Genomic DNA, 13,635 nt, shown 5'->3' with positions numbered 1-13,635 from the left:
GAGATCAGATCCGCACTCCTGCCGCATTGTGCAGCATGCGCGCGAGCGTCAGCCCTTCAGGACCTTGGTCAAGGTCGTGCCCAGCGAGGCCGGGCTGTCCGCGATGGCAATACCGGCCGCACGCATGGCGTCCACCTTGTCCTCCGCCCGGCCCTGGCCGCCGGAGATGATCGCACCCGCGTGCCCCATCCGTCGGCCCGGCGGCGCCGTCATACCGGCGATGAAACCGGCCATCGGCTTCTTGCGGCCCTTCTTCGCCTCGTCGATCAGGAACTGGGCCGCCTCTTCCTCGGCCGAGCCACCGATCTCGCCGATCATAATAATAGAGTGCGTATCGGGATCGGCCAGGAACAGTTCGAGCACGTCGATGAACTCTGTTCCTTTCACCGGGTCGCCGCCGATGCCGACCGCCGTCGACTGGCCGAGACCCGCATCCGTCGTCTGCTTGACGGCCTCATAGGTCAACGTGCCGGAGCGCGAAACGATCCCGACCGTGCCCTTACGGAAGATATTGCCCGGCATGATGCCGATCTTGCACTCGCCCGGCGTCAGCACGCCCGGACAGTTCGGCCCGATCAGCCGCGACTTCGAGCCCTGGAGCGCGCGCTTCACGCGGACCATGTCGAGAACCGGAATGCCCTCGGTGATGGCCACGATCAGCTCCATCTCGGCGTCGATGGCTTCGAGGATCGCATCCGCCGCGAACGGCGGCGGCACATAGACGGCGCTCGCCGTGGCTCCGGTCTTGGCTTTGGCTTCCCCCACCGTGTTGAACAGCGGCAGATCGGCAAGCTCGGGATCGGCAGGCTTCGTGCCCCCTTTGCCGGGCGTCACGCCCCCGGCAACCTTGGTGCCGTAGCTGCGGGCCTGCTTGGTGTGGAACGTGCCCTGGCTCCCCGTGAGGCCCTGGCAGATGGTGATGGTCGACGTGTCGACGAGAATGGCCATGGTTGTGTTCTTTTCCTCGGCGCTTGTGCGATGGCGGGCGTCTTACGCCGCGGCCTTGATTGCGGACGTGATCTTCGCGGCAGCATCCGCGAGATCGTCGGCAGGCACGATCTTGAGCCCGCTCTTGGCGAGGATCTCCTTGCCGAGATCCACATTCGTGCCTTCGAGACGAACGACGAGCGGAACCGTAATCGCCATCTCGCGGGCCGCGGCCACGATGCCGTCCGCGATGATGTCGCAACGCATGATGCCGCCGAAGATATTGACCAGGATCCCCTTGACCGACGGATCGGACAGAATGATCTGGAACGCGGCCTGCACCTTTTCTTTCGATGCGCCGCCGCCCACGTCGAGGAAGTTGGCCGGCTCTTCGCCATAGAGCTTGATAATGTCCATGGTCGCCATCGCGAGACCCGCGCCGTTGACCATGCACCCGATCGAACCGTCGAGCTTGATGTAGGAAAGCTCGTACTTCGCCGCCTCGATCTCCATCGGATCTTCTTCCGTCTCATCGCGCAGCGCGACGATATCGGGATGGCGGAACAGCGCGTTGCCGTCGAAGGAAATCTTGGCGTCGAGCGCGTTGAGATGCCCGTCGTTGGTGATGATGAGCGGGTTGATCTCCAGCAGGCTCACGTCCTTTTCGAGAAGCAGCTTGTAGAGCCCCCCGATCATCTTCGCGCACTCCTTGATCTGGTCGCCCTTGAGGCCGAGCGCGAACGCGATCTTGCGGCTGTGGAACGGTTGCAGACCCGTCGCCGGATCGACGGTGAGCGTCAGGATCTTGTCCGGCGTCTCATGGGCCACCTTCTCGATGTCCATGCCGCCTTCGGTCGAGGCGATGAACGCCACGCGCGAGCTGGCCCGATCGACGAGCGCGGAGAGATAAAGCTCTTTCGCGATACCGGCCGCCTCGGTGAGATAGAGGCGCCGCACGACCCGACCCGCAGGCCCCGTCTGCTCGGTCACGAGCGTCCGCCCCAGCATCTGCTCGGCAAGCTCGCGGGCTTCCGCCGCAGACTTGGCGAAGCGTACGCCGCCCTTCTCGCCGGCTTCCGGCTCCTTGAATTTACCCTTGCCGCGGCCGCCGGCGTGGATCTGTGCCTTGACGACCCGCACGTCCGTTTCGATGCCTTGGGCAACCTTCTCGGCCTCCTCGGGCGTGAAGGCGACGCCCCCACCCGTGGTCGGCACGCCGTACTGCCTCAAGAGGTCTTTGGCTTGATGCTCGTGGATGTTCATTGCTGAGCGTGATCCCTCTTACGGACGATCCGAAGTATGGGGACGCAATGCGGAAGCTCGGGCGAACGCACCGAGGCGCCGCCTCTCGCATCCGTCTTGCCCACCGCTTCGGGCGCCCCCCTATGTTTCTTTTTTCAGGCCCCGAGCTGGGGATTGATCTTGATGCAGGCATCGACCAGCCCCTTTACGGACTCGATCGACTTCATGAGCATCGCACGCTCGGCGGAGTTGAGGTCGATTTCGACCACGCGCTCCGTCCCGCCGGCGCCGATGATCACCGGCACGCCCACATACAATCCTTTAACACCGTACTCCCCGTTGAGGTACGCGGCGCATGGCAGCACGCGCTTCTTGTCCTTGAGGAAGGCCTCTGCCATGGCGAGGGCGGATGCTGCAGGTGCGTAATAGGCCGAGCCGGTCTTGAGCAGCCCGACGATCTCGCCGCCGCCCTTGCGCGTGCGGTCCACGATCTGGTCGAGGCGGTCCTGGCGAATCCATCCCATCTTGACGAGATCCGGCAGCGGGATGCCGCCCACGGTCGAATAGCGGACGAGCGGCACCATGTCGTCGCCATGGCCGCCGAGCACGAATGCCGAGACGTCCTGCACGGACACGCGGAACTCTTCCGCCAGGAAGTGCTGGAAGCGCGCCGTATCGAGCACGCCCGCCATACCGATCACCATGTTGCGCGGCAGGCCCGAGGCCTTCTGCAACGCCCACACCATGGCATCGAGCGGATTGGTGATGCAGATCACGAAGGCGTTCGGCGCATACTTGCGGATGCCCGCGCCCACCTGCTCCATCACCTTCAGGTTGATGCCGATCAGGTCGTCGCGGCTCATGCCGGGTTTGCGCGGCACGCCGGCCGTCACGATGCAAACGCTCGCGCCTTCGATATCGGCATAGGCGTTCGTCCCGCGCAGCGTGCAGTCATGCCCCTCGACGGCGCCGGATTGGGCAATGTCGAGGGCCTTACCCTGCGGAACACCTTCCGCGATGTCGAAAATCACGACGTCACCGAGCTCCTTGAGCGAGATCAGGTGCGCCAGCGTGCCCCCGATCATACCGCCGCCGATCAACGCGATTTTCGTGCGCGCCATATGCCGTTCTCCCTGGAGACTGTTGCCCTCGATCCGGGGCCTTGATTGCGGGTGTATAATGAGGCGAGCGTCGGATCCGGATGGAAAAGAGAGTTATGGCCGAACCCGGCCTCATGAAAACCCACAACTTTGGTAGGACGAAACGAAGGGTCGCTCAAGTCCGCGATCTGGCAAAACAGAGCCCTTCGGCCAAAAGACCAAGACCATGATCGCTTCAGGCCCTAGCCGCTCCGATCGGCGCGCCGCCTACCCGGCGCGGCGTGAATCGGCAGCGCGGAGAAAGTCTGAAGCGTGAATCATCGGTCTCACTTAAGAGATTAGAGTGTGATCTCGAGTCCATCGAAACTGATCACACTCTAAAGTATTTGCTCAGGAGTTGGGCATCGGCGTCTCCGCACCCGGATGCGTGCGTCCCGCGCGGTCCATGAGATAGGCCTCGCTCCGCATCTCCATGAGCCGCGAAGCCGTCCTTTCGAACAGGAACGCGCCATCCCCGTCCGTATAGAGGCGGTCCGGCTCGGCCTCGGCAGACGCAATCAGGCAGGTGCGTGTATCATAGAGTGTATCGACCAGATGGACGAGCCGGCGCGCCGCATTGCGCCGCTCCGGCGTCAGCACCGGAATGCCCTCCAGGATGACGGTGTGGAAGGCATGCGCGATGTGGAGGTAGTCGAGGCTCCCGAGCGGCGCCTCGCAGAGATCCGCAAATCCGAACCGCGCAACCCCCATCGACTGACGCGGCACCGGGACATGCCGTCCTTTGACGTCGACGAACGCCGAAGCCCCAGCGGTCGCTCCCGTGAGACGCACCCAGTGCGCCTCGATCTCCGCGGCCGCATGCGCATCGCACGGAGAAAAATAGAGCGGCCGCCCCGAAAGCTTGTCGAGCCGATAGTCCTTCGCAGAAACGAGTTCCTCGACGTCCATATTGGCTTCGATGAGATCGATGAAGGGCAGGAAGAGGTCGCGGTTGAGCCCGTTCCAATAGAGCCGGTCGGGAGCGGAGTTGGAAGTCGCCACCACGACCACGCCCTTCGCGAACAATCCGCTGAAGAGCCGCCCCAGGATCATCGCATCCGCGATATCGGTGATGGCAAGCTCGTCGAAGCACAACAGTCCCGCTTCGGCCGCCATCTCCGCCGCAACGAACGGGATCGGGTCGCCGTCGGTGGTCGCCCGGCCCCGCTGAATGCGTTCGTGCGCCTCCCCCATGAACGCATGGAAGTGAAGGCGCCGCTTCGGGGCGAAGCTCACGGTCTCGAAGAACAGATCCATGAGCATGGTCTTGCCGCGGCCGACCCCGCCATGGAGATAGACCCCACGCGGCCCGGCCTCGCGCACCCGGCGCAGCGAGGGAAAGAGACGCGCCCTGCCGCCCCGGCGCCAGCCGCCAAGCTCGACGGCAAGCCGGTCGAGACAGCGCACGGCATCGAGCTGCGCGGCATCCGGCTCGATCTCGCCGGAAGCGAGACGCGCGTCATAACGATCGAGAAGGGGTCCTGCCATGGAGGTCGTCCGCTCCGGGCCGCGCCGTCGACATCGAGAGTGTGAGTTGAAAACCTAAAGCACGTTTGCTGCGCCAGGAAACGCCCGGAAATCGTCGCATTGCCCGCACGCGAGCCGAAATCCGGCGGCACACCCGCGTCTAGCGCAACCCAGCCCCGCTCTTTGCGCACCGCACCACAAATCTCGCCGCACTCAAAGGCCACACCGCCGGAATATCGGACGTTTCGTCACTCGTTTGGCGCATTGTGCAATGCACAAGTGGGCCCCATATGAAGTCGCGAGGCGTTGCGGGGTCTTCGAATGCACCGCCTCACCGCATCCGCAGGGCACGCGAACCGCCGGCAAGGAAAGAGGGCCGGCACGAGCCTTGGGACGCGGGAACCGGAGGGCTTTTTGAAATGAGTGGGCACGTGCGTACGAGCGGCACGATCCGCAAACTCTGGCCGCAGGAACAGACACTCTTCCGCGATCATCTTCTGCGCCTCGATAAGGCAAGCCGCGCCATGCGCTTCGCACACGGCGTCTCGGATTCCTTTATCGAAGACTATGCGCGCCACATGTCGGAGCAGGGCTCGACCGTCTTCGCCTATATCGAGGACGGCGAGGTCCGCGCCACGGCCGAGCTGAAGAAGCTGGGCGATGTCTGGGGCCGGGAAGCCGAAGCCGCGTTCTCCGTCGAAGCCGCTTTCCAGGATCACGGGCTAGGAACGGAGCTGATGGGCCGTGTCATCCGCGCGGCGCGCAACCGCGGCGTCCACCTGCTGTACATGAGCTGCCTGGCATCCAACGCCAAGATGCAGGCCATCGCCCGCAAGCATGAAGCCGAGCTGCGCTTCGAAATGGGTGAGGTCGTGGGCGAGATCGTGCCTCAGGAACCGAACTACTTCTCCATCCTCGCGGAGGCTGTCGAGGATCGCATGGGCTTCATGATGGCGGTGCTGGATCTTCAGCGGCGCGTGGTGAAAGCGGCGTAATGCGACTCGAATGAGTCGTTTCCGACATCGCGCATCCGCGTTTCGTGTTGAAAAACTTTCCGCTCGGAGATGACACGGAGTCGAGGATGACGACGTAGCATCTTAAAATCCCGACGAAATTGTTGACTTCGCGCAACACTTCAATGCGAATGCGAAGAAATGCGAGAGCTGAATCCACTTTACATGTCAACAAAATGATCGAACTTCCTCATGATTTTTTGTTCGAAATGATTCGAACTCTAGAGGGAGAGAACTCTTATGGCTAAGACCACTGCAAAGAAGGCCCCGGCCCGCAAGGCGGCCACGGCCCGTAAACCCGCCGCTCGCAAGACGGCTGCTGCTCGCAAGCCCGCCGCTCGCAAGACGACGGCTGCTCGCAAGACCACCGCCGCTCGTAAGCCGGCTGCCCGCAAGGCGACCGCTGCTCGCAAGCCCGCCGCTCGCAAGGCTGCGAAGCCTGCCGCCCGCAAGCCCGCCGCTCGCAAGACGACGGCTGCTCGCAAGCCGGCTGCTCGTAAGCCCGCCGCGAAGCGGACCAAGAAGGCCGCGTAAAGCGGGGATCGCCTCGTCCGCACTCGTCTGGGCAACGAGAGCGGCGACGGCGGCCTGGTTTGATCTTTAAAGACCGGTGGCAGCGCGATGCGCCACCGGTCTTCTCGTTTCTGGGTTCTTCTCAGCCCGAAAAGCGCCGCAATGCCCCTGAAGCGGGCCTCACCGCCAAATCAAAAAAGCGGGTTTCGCGGGGCTTCCGGCAGAAATGCGAGGCGCTTCCTTTACCTTGGAAACGCGTCTAGGCACCGGCCTTCGCCGGTGTGACGAATAGGCTGTAGCCATCGGTTTGCACACACTGGCGTCATCCCGGCGTCATGGCAGAGCCATGCTACGCAAGGACGGCCGGGATCCAGACCCGCGCGTTACAGGATCGCCGCGCAAGCGTCCCAACATTCCATCCGCACGCAGATACGCGCCAGCGCCTTACACCCGCCGCTGCACCATCAGCTTCTTGAGCTCGGCAATCGCCTTCGCCGGGTTCAGCCCCTTGGGGCACGTCTTGGCGCAGTTCATGATCGTATGGCAGCGGTAGATCCGGAACGGATCCTCAAGGTTGTCCAGCCGGTCGCCGGTCGCCTCGTCGCGGCTGTCGATCACCCACCGATAGGCTTGGAGCAACGCCGCCGGACCCAGATAGCGGTCCGAGTTCCACCAATAGCTCGGGCACGCCGTCGAGCAGCAGGCGCACAGGATGCACTCGTAAAGCCCGTCGAGCTTTTCGCGGTCGTCGCGCGATTGCTTCCATTCCTTGGGCGGCGTCGCCGTATCGGTCTTGAGCCACGGTTCGATCGAACGGTGCTGGGCATAGAAATTCGTCAGATCGCCGACCAGGTCCTTGACCACCTTGAGATGCGGCAGCGGATAGATGTTGATGGGCCCCGTGATCTCGTCGAGACCCTTGAGACACGCGAGATCGTTCATCCCGTCGATATTCATCGAGCACGACCCGCAGATTCCCTCGCGGCACGACCGACGGAAGGTCAGCGACGGATCGATCTCGTTCTTGATCTTGATGAGCGCGTCGAGAACCATCGGCCCGCACTGCTCGGTGTCGATCCAATAGGTATCGACACGCGGATTTTCGCCCGTATCCGGATCCCAGCGATAAACCCGCACCTCGCGCCACGCTCCCTTGACGTCGGGAGAATTCCACGTCTTGCCCTTTTGAATCTTTGAATTTTTGGGAAGCGTGAGTTGGACCATGGAGCGCGGACCTCTGCGAGCGAACAGAAAAAAGCCATCTTCACTCAATGCGACCCCGGCCGAGGGCTGTCAACGTCCGGCAATGACGCGCTTCTGCGCAAGTCCCAGAACTTTCGTAGAAAACCCGCCCTCGCGCCGTCAGGAGCGGCCCCTGCCGCGCGCCCTGCTCTGGCCCGCGCGCGGAAAGGCTTTTTCAGCTCCGTACCGCCGAGATCATGGCGCATTGCAGCAAATCAAACTTAATCTAGCGTTTTCAATTTATTACGATGTCACAAAACCACAGTGTGCGGTCGCTAGAAAAAGGGCGCCGGGGCATGGGCCCCGGGACAGACCGCAGGCAGAGGGCCGCGTCTGTTGTATGGATCCACGAGACAGATGGAGATCAGTGTGAACAACAGGTCCATCGCCTATACGTCGGCTGCCGCCGTCGGCATGGTGGCGTTCGCCTGCGCGGCATTGGCCCGCGACCAGGTGCAGATCGCCGGCTCTTCGACGGTGCTCCCCTACGCGAACATCGTTGCCGAGCAGTTCGGCAAGGCCAACGACGGCATCCGGACCCCGATCATCGAGTCGGGCGGCTCGGGCTCGGGCATCAAGCGCTTCTGCGAAGGTCTCGGCGAGGGCACGATCGACATCGCCAACGCATCGCGCAAGATCCGCGAGTCGGAACTCGAAGACTGCAAGAAGAACGGCGTAACCGAGATCATGGAGATCCAGTTCGGTTATGACGGCATCGTCTTTGCTGTCGACGCCAAGAGCGCCGACTGGAACGTCGAGCCGAAGGACCTTTACCTGGCGCTCGCCGCCGAGGTTCCGAAGGATGGCGCGCTCGTCACCAACCCCTACAAGACCTGGAAAGAGGTCAACGATCAGCTCCCCGATTGGCCGATCGTCGCCTACATCCCCGGCGAGAAGCACGGCACGCGCGAAGTATTCGAAGAGAAGGTCCTCCACGAGGGCTGCAAGGCCACCGGCGGTCTCGACCTGCACAAGGCCAAGGCCGAAGGCGACGACGCTGCGAAGAAGAAGGCCGCCGACAAGGCTTGCCTCCAGGTCCGCAAGGACGGCGCTTCGGTCGACATCGACGGCGACTACACGGAGACGCTCGCTCGTCTCTCGTCCAACCCCACCGGCGTTGGCGTGTTCGGTCTCTCGTTCTACGAGAACAACACCGACAAGCTGAAGGTTGCGACCCTCTCCGGCGTTTCCCCGTCGGTCGAGACGATCTCGTCGGGTCAGTACCCGGTTTCGCGTCCGCTTCAGTTCTACGTGAAGAAGGCGCACATCGGCACCATCCCCGGCCTCAAGGAGTACGTCGAGTACTTCGTCTCCGATCGGATGATCGGCCCGGAAGGCCCGCTTGCCGAGTACGGCCTCGTGCCGGCTCCGGATGACGAGCGCAAGGCTCTTCAGGACGCCGTTTCCGCTGCCAAGACCATGTAATGCAGCGGTTGCAGGTTAGCCTGTAACGAGACGACGGGTCCGGGTCTCCTTTTCATGGAGCCCGGACCATTGTTCCGGCTCACGACACCGAACCGACAGCGGGCCGCCCGCTATCCAACGAACGGACGAGTTTCGCATGCGACGCCGCCGGCTATTTCACCAAAGCCGCCGCGACCGAGGGATCATCTGATGTCAACGTCTGCCATCGTGCTGGGGCTGCTTCTTGCAGGTCTTGCCTCCTACTTCATAGGCGCTTGGAGGGCCAGGGACCTGGCCCGCAAGACCGAAGAAAAGCTTCACTCTCGCCCCGGCTACTTCGGCGGGTATCTTGCTGTCTGGACGGTGCTCCCCGCACTCGTTCTCTCGCTGATCTGGGGCGGAGCCGAGCATTTCGTCGTGCGCACCATCGTGAAGGACAACCTTCCCGAAAGCGTGCAGGCTCTCTCCGCAGCGGAACAGACGCTCGTTCTCGGCCGTATCAACGCCATTGCGCGCGGCATCCCGAACCTGTCGGACGAAGACCGCGAAGTGATCAAGAAATCGCGGCTCGGTTTCGCGACCGCCGACGAGGCGCAGCGCGTCATGCAGGCCAGGGGCATCGTGATGGGCTCGGCCCCGGCGCCTTACATGATTTCGGCGGCTTACGATCAGGTCAGCTATCAGAACACGAGCCGGTGGGCTTCGACCGGCCTCGCGCTACTCCTCGCCCTTGGCGGCTTCCTCTATGCGTTTTCGCGCATGGCCCCCAAACTCCGCGCCCGCAACGCCGTCGAAAGCGTTGTTCTCGGCGGTCTCGTCTCCGCATCCACCATCGCGGTCCTGACCACCGTCGGCATCGTCTTCTCGATGCTGTTCGAGACCATCCACTTCTTCCAGTTCGTGTCGCCCGCCGACTTCTTCTTCGGCACGGTCTGGGATCCACGCTTCTCCGCGCCCGGACGCACCGGCGAAGGCCAGTTCGGCCTCGTGCCGCTCTTCTGGGGCACGCTCTATATCTCCACGGTCGCCATGTTCGTGGCCGTGCCGGTCGGTCTGCTCGCCGCCATCTACATGTCGGAGTACGCGGGCCCGCGCGTTCGCACGCTCGCCAAGCCCATGCTCGAAATCCTGGCGGGCATCCCCACCATCGTCTACGGCCTCTTCGCGCTCATCACGTTCGGCCCCTTCCTGCGCGACGCGGGCGCGGGCCTCGGCCTCAGCATCTCGGCATCGAGCGTGCTCACGGCGGGCATCGTCATGGGCGTGATGATCATTCCGTTCGTGTCGTCTCTCTCAGACGACATCATCAACGCCGTGCCGCAGTCCCTGCGCGATGGCTCGTACGGCTTGGGCGCGACCCAGTCCGAAACCATCAAGCGCGTGGTTCTTCCGGCCGCGTTGCCGGGCGTCGTGGGCGCCATCCTGCTCGCGGTCTCGCGCGCGATCGGCGAAACGATGATCGTGGTGCTCGCAGCGGGCATCGCCGCGACCTTGACCATCAACCCCTTCGAACCTGTCACCACCATCACGGTGAAAATCGTGAGCCAGCTCACAGGCGACCTTGAGTTCAACTCGCCGCAGACGCTCGTGGCGTTCGCCCTCGGCCTTACGCTCTTCACGATCACGCTCGGCCTCAACATTTACGCACTCTATGTGGTGCGCAAGTACCGGGAGCAATACGAATAATGGCCATCACAGCAAATCCCGGCAGACCGGATCGCACCGCCATCATCAAGAAGGGCATCAGCCGGCGCTATGCCGCCGAACGCCGGTTCCGCCTCTTTGGTATCGCCGCAATCGGGTTCGCCCTTGCGTTCCTGCTGTTCCTCTTCGGCAGTATCGTTTCGAACGGCTACACGGCCTTCGTGCAGACGTCCTTGCAGCTCAACGTCAACCTGGACAAGGACGTCATCGACCCCACGGGAACTCAGCGGGCGCAGGATATTCGTAACGCCGACTATACCTTGCTCGCCCGTCGGGCCCTTGCCGCCCAGCTCGGCGTCGACACGTCGAACCGTCCCGCGATGCGCGAGATCGGCGGTCTCATGTCGCGTGACGTCGACATCACGATCCGCCGCCTCGTTCAGGCCGATCCCTCACTCATCGGAACGACGGTTCCGGTATGGGTTCTCGCCCACGGCCAGGTCGACTCCTTGATGAAGGGCCAAATCGATCGCACGCTAACCGCCAGCCAGCGCCGGATTTCGGATCAGCAGCTCGGCTGGCTCGATAAGGCCGAAGCCGAGGGCTTCCTCTCGAAGCGCTTCAACACCGGCCTCTTCACCTACGGCGCATCGAGCAGCCCTGAAACCTCCGGCATCGGTGTCGCGATCATCGGCTCGCTTTTCATGATGATGATCGTCGTGACCCTCTCGGTTCCGCTCGGTGTCGCCGCGGCCGTCTATCTTGAGGAATTCGCGCCGAAGAACCTCTTCACCGACACCATCGAGGTCAACATCAACAACCTCGCGGCGGTGCCGTCGATCGTGTTCGGTCTCCTGGGTCTCGCGATCTTCATCAACATGGCGGGCCTGCCCCGCTCGGCGTCCGTCGTCGGCGGCCTCGTGCTGACCCTCATGACGTTGCCGACGATCATCATCGCCACCCGCGCGGCCCTCAAGGCGGTCCCGCCTTCGATCCGCGAGGCGGCCTACGGCGTCGGCGCGTCCAAGATCCAAACCATCACCCACCATGTGCTGCCGCTTGCGGTTCCGGGCATTCTGACGGGCACCATCGTCGGCCTCGCCCAGGCGCTCGGCGAGACGGCACCGCTTCTCATGATCGGCATGGTGGCCTTTGTCGTCGAGTATCCGACCACCCCGCTCGATCCTGCGACCGCATTGCCGGTACAGATCTTCATGTGGGCCACGTCGGCCGAACGAGGCTTCGTCGAGCGCACGTCGGGCGCCGCCCTCATCCTCGTTTTCGTGTTGGTCTGTATGAACCTTCTTGCCGTTATCCTGCGTCGCCGCTTCGAACGCCGCTGGTAGGCCCCTGATACTGGGAGTATGAAAATGCTTATGGAAACAACGAGCGCCACCGTGCAGTCTTCAGCGAATGCGACTGGGCCTAAAATTCTGGCAAAGGACGTCAACGTCTTTTACGGAGAGAAGCAGGCGCTCAAGGACATCAATGTCAACATCCCTGACCGCGGCGTGATGGCCTTCATCGGCCCGTCCGGTTGCGGCAAGTCGACGTTCCTGCGCTGCATCAACCGCATGAACGACACCATTGCGGCCTGCCGCGTCACCGGCAAGATCACCATTGAGGGCGAGGACATCTACGATCCCTCGCTCGACCCCGTGCTGCTTCGTGCCCGCGTCGGCATGGTGTTTCAGAAACCGAACCCGTTCCCGAAGTCGATCTACGAGAACGTGGCCTACGGTCCCCGCATCCACGGCCTCGCGGCCAATAAAGCCGAGCTCGACGACATCGTGGCCAAAAGCCTCGAACGCGCCGGTCTCTGGAAAGAAGTTCGCGACCGCCTCAACGATCCCGGCACCGGCCTCTCCGGCGGCCAGCAGCAGCGCCTTTGCATTGCGCGTGCCGTTGCCGTCGGTCCGGAGGTGATCCTGATGGACGAGCCGTGCTCCGCGCTCGATCCCATCGCGACCGCCAAGGTGGAAGAGCTGATCGACGAGTTGAAGCGTAACTACTGTATCGTCATCGTCACGCACTCGATGCAGCAGGCCGCCCGCGTTTCGCAGCGGACCGCGTTTTTCCACCTCGGCATTCTTGTGGAGGAAGGTGAGACCAACGAAATCTTCACCAACCCGCAGGATCAGCGCACGCAGGATTACATCACCGGGCGCTTCGGCTAATCGCGGCTCCGAAAGGAGCCCACCCGATGACCCGAGATGGGAATGTCCTGCTGAACGGCATTATGGCGCTGCGCAGATCGCTGCGCGCGCCTTCGAAACCCGAACATATCCGCGTGGCCGGAAGGCCCAAAGGAGACGCCATGAACGAGCATATCGTCAAATCCTACGAGGAAGAGCTTGCCCTCCTCGACAAGAAGATCGCGCAGATGGGCGGCCTCGCCGAGCACATCCTGGGCCAGGCGTTTGACGCGCTTGAGCGACGCGACCCCAAGCTCGCCGAGCAGGTCGTGAAGTCGGACCGCCACATCGACGACCTGGAGCGTGACATCGAGGAGCAGGTGATCTCGATGATCGCCCGCCGCCAGCCGCTCGCGGACGACCTTCGTCACGTGATGGCGGCGCTCCGCATCACCGGCGACCTCGAACGCATCGGCGATCTCGCGAAAAACATCGCCAAGCGGGCGCTCGCGATTGCGGACGAATCGCACCCGAAGCCTCTCATGACCGGCCTGCGCCATATGGTGGATCTCGCGCTCCAGCAGCTCAAGGAGGTGCTCGACGCCTACGCCGCACGCGACGCGGAACGCGCCCTTTCCGTATGGCGCTCCGACGAAAGCATCGACTCCATGTACAATTCCCTGTTCCGGGAGCTTCTCACGTACATGATGGAGGATCCGCGTTCCATCGGCCTCTCCACGCATCTCCTGTTCGGCGCCAAGAACATCGAGCGCGTGGGCGACCACACGACGAACATCGCCGAGACGATCCACTTCTTCGTGCGCGGCACCATGATCTCCGACGACCGCCCCAAGGGCGACGACACCAGCTCGACGCTGTTCCCCGCGAGCTGATCCCTGACACAACACA

The 13,635-nt window shown here is 63.1% G+C and carries 12 protein-coding genes; 7 read left to right on the top strand and 5 right to left on the bottom strand.

Features of this window, described 5'->3' with window-relative positions; translation table 11 throughout:
* Positions 1–48 precede the first annotated feature (48 nt).
* From sucD to zapE, 4 genes are all read right to left on the bottom strand, one after another.
* Positions 49–948, bottom strand: a complete 900-nt coding sequence (sucD, locus tag W911_RS02245) for a succinate--CoA ligase subunit alpha (protein WP_023785887.1) — start codon at positions 946–948, stop codon at positions 49–51.
* A gap of 42 nt (positions 949–990) precedes the next feature.
* Entirely contained in the window at positions 991–2,190 is a 1,200-nt protein-coding gene (sucC, locus tag W911_RS02240) for an ADP-forming succinate--CoA ligase subunit beta (protein ID WP_023785886.1), read from the bottom strand.
* 134 nt (positions 2,191–2,324) lie between these two features.
* Positions 2,325–3,290 carry a malate dehydrogenase gene (gene mdh / locus W911_RS02235; protein WP_023785885.1) on the bottom strand — a complete coding sequence of 322 codons (966 nt, stop codon included), beginning with the start codon at positions 3,288–3,290 and terminating at the stop codon, positions 2,325–2,327.
* 369 nt (positions 3,291–3,659) lie between these two features.
* Entirely contained in the window at positions 3,660–4,796 is a 1,137-nt protein-coding gene (gene zapE / locus W911_RS02230; protein ID WP_023785884.1) for a cell division protein ZapE, read from the bottom strand.
* Positions 4,797–5,194: 398 nt separating this feature from the next.
* Between zapE and W911_RS02225 the strand changes: the two genes are divergently transcribed.
* The gene (locus W911_RS02225) at positions 5,195–5,770 is read left to right on the top strand and encodes a GNAT family N-acetyltransferase (protein ID WP_023785883.1); all 576 of its coding nucleotides are present in this window, start codon (positions 5,195–5,197) and stop codon (positions 5,768–5,770) included.
* A 258-nt stretch (positions 5,771–6,028) separates the two neighbouring features.
* On the top strand, positions 6,029–6,322 hold the full coding sequence (locus W911_RS02220) for a hypothetical protein (RefSeq protein WP_023785882.1): 294 nt from the start codon (positions 6,029–6,031) through the stop codon (positions 6,320–6,322).
* 423 nt (positions 6,323–6,745) lie between these two features.
* On the opposite strand, the gene W911_RS02215 is transcribed toward W911_RS02220, so the two are convergent.
* Positions 6,746–7,525 carry a succinate dehydrogenase iron-sulfur subunit gene (locus W911_RS02215; RefSeq protein ID WP_023785881.1) on the bottom strand — a complete coding sequence of 260 codons (780 nt, stop codon included), beginning with the start codon at positions 7,523–7,525 and terminating at the stop codon, positions 6,746–6,748.
* Between the two features lie 375 nt (positions 7,526–7,900).
* Between W911_RS02215 and W911_RS02210 the strand changes: the two genes are divergently transcribed.
* The 5 genes from W911_RS02210 to phoU all read left to right on the top strand — a co-directional run bounded on the left by W911_RS02210 (position 7,901) and on the right by phoU (position 13,619).
* A complete protein-coding gene (locus W911_RS02210; protein ID WP_023785880.1) occupies positions 7,901–8,968 on the top strand; it encodes a PstS family phosphate ABC transporter substrate-binding protein in 1,068 nt (355 codons plus the stop codon).
* 189 nt (positions 8,969–9,157) lie between these two features.
* A complete protein-coding gene (pstC, locus tag W911_RS02205) occupies positions 9,158–10,633 on the top strand; it encodes a phosphate ABC transporter permease subunit PstC (protein ID WP_023785879.1) in 1,476 nt (491 codons plus the stop codon).
* A complete protein-coding gene (gene pstA / locus W911_RS02200; RefSeq protein WP_023785878.1) occupies positions 10,633–11,937 on the top strand; it encodes a phosphate ABC transporter permease PstA in 1,305 nt (434 codons plus the stop codon). The genes pstC and pstA overlap by 1 nt, the downstream gene beginning before the upstream one ends.
* 24 nt (positions 11,938–11,961) lie before the next feature.
* Positions 11,962–12,768, top strand: coding sequence for a phosphate ABC transporter ATP-binding protein PstB (pstB, locus tag W911_RS02195; protein ID WP_081717799.1), 807 nt, complete (start codon positions 11,962–11,964; stop codon positions 12,766–12,768).
* A 140-nt stretch (positions 12,769–12,908) separates the two neighbouring features.
* Positions 12,909–13,619: a phosphate signaling complex protein PhoU gene (gene phoU / locus W911_RS02190; RefSeq protein ID WP_041317065.1), complete on the top strand. Its 711-nt coding sequence runs from the start codon at positions 12,909–12,911 to the stop codon at positions 13,617–13,619.
* The last annotated feature ends 16 nt before the right edge of the window (positions 13,620–13,635 follow it).

The organism is Hyphomicrobium nitrativorans NL23 (assembly GCF_000503895.1).
Lineage (GTDB): Bacteria > Pseudomonadota > Alphaproteobacteria > Rhizobiales > Hyphomicrobiaceae > Hyphomicrobium_C > Hyphomicrobium_C nitrativorans.
This window is presented reverse-complemented; position numbering and strand designations above follow the sequence as displayed.

Coding starts and splice junctions, on each gene's coding strand:
- sucD (WP_023785887.1), bottom strand. CDS start 948: ATGGCCATTCTCGTCGACACGTCGACCATCACCATCTGCCAGGGCCTC.
- sucC (WP_023785886.1), bottom strand. CDS start 2,190: ATGAACATCCACGAGCATCAAGCCAAAGACCTCTTGAGGCAGTACGGC.
- mdh (WP_023785885.1), bottom strand. CDS start 3,290: ATGGCGCGCACGAAAATCGCGTTGATCGGCGGCGGTATGATCGGGGGC.
- zapE (WP_023785884.1), bottom strand. CDS start 4,796: ATGGCAGGACCCCTTCTCGATCGTTATGACGCGCGTCTCGCTTCCGGC.
- W911_RS02225 (WP_023785883.1), top strand. CDS start 5,195: ATGAGTGGGCACGTGCGTACGAGCGGCACGATCCGCAAACTCTGGCCG.
- W911_RS02220 (WP_023785882.1), top strand. CDS start 6,029: ATGGCTAAGACCACTGCAAAGAAGGCCCCGGCCCGCAAGGCGGCCACG.
- W911_RS02215 (WP_023785881.1), bottom strand. CDS start 7,525: ATGGTCCAACTCACGCTTCCCAAAAATTCAAAGATTCAAAAGGGCAAG.
- W911_RS02210 (WP_023785880.1), top strand. CDS start 7,901: ATGGAGATCAGTGTGAACAACAGGTCCATCGCCTATACGTCGGCTGCC.
- pstC (WP_023785879.1), top strand. CDS start 9,158: ATGTCAACGTCTGCCATCGTGCTGGGGCTGCTTCTTGCAGGTCTTGCC.
- pstA (WP_023785878.1), top strand. CDS start 10,633: ATGGCCATCACAGCAAATCCCGGCAGACCGGATCGCACCGCCATCATC.
- pstB (WP_081717799.1), top strand. CDS start 11,962: ATGCTTATGGAAACAACGAGCGCCACCGTGCAGTCTTCAGCGAATGCG.
- phoU (WP_041317065.1), top strand. CDS start 12,909: ATGAACGAGCATATCGTCAAATCCTACGAGGAAGAGCTTGCCCTCCTC.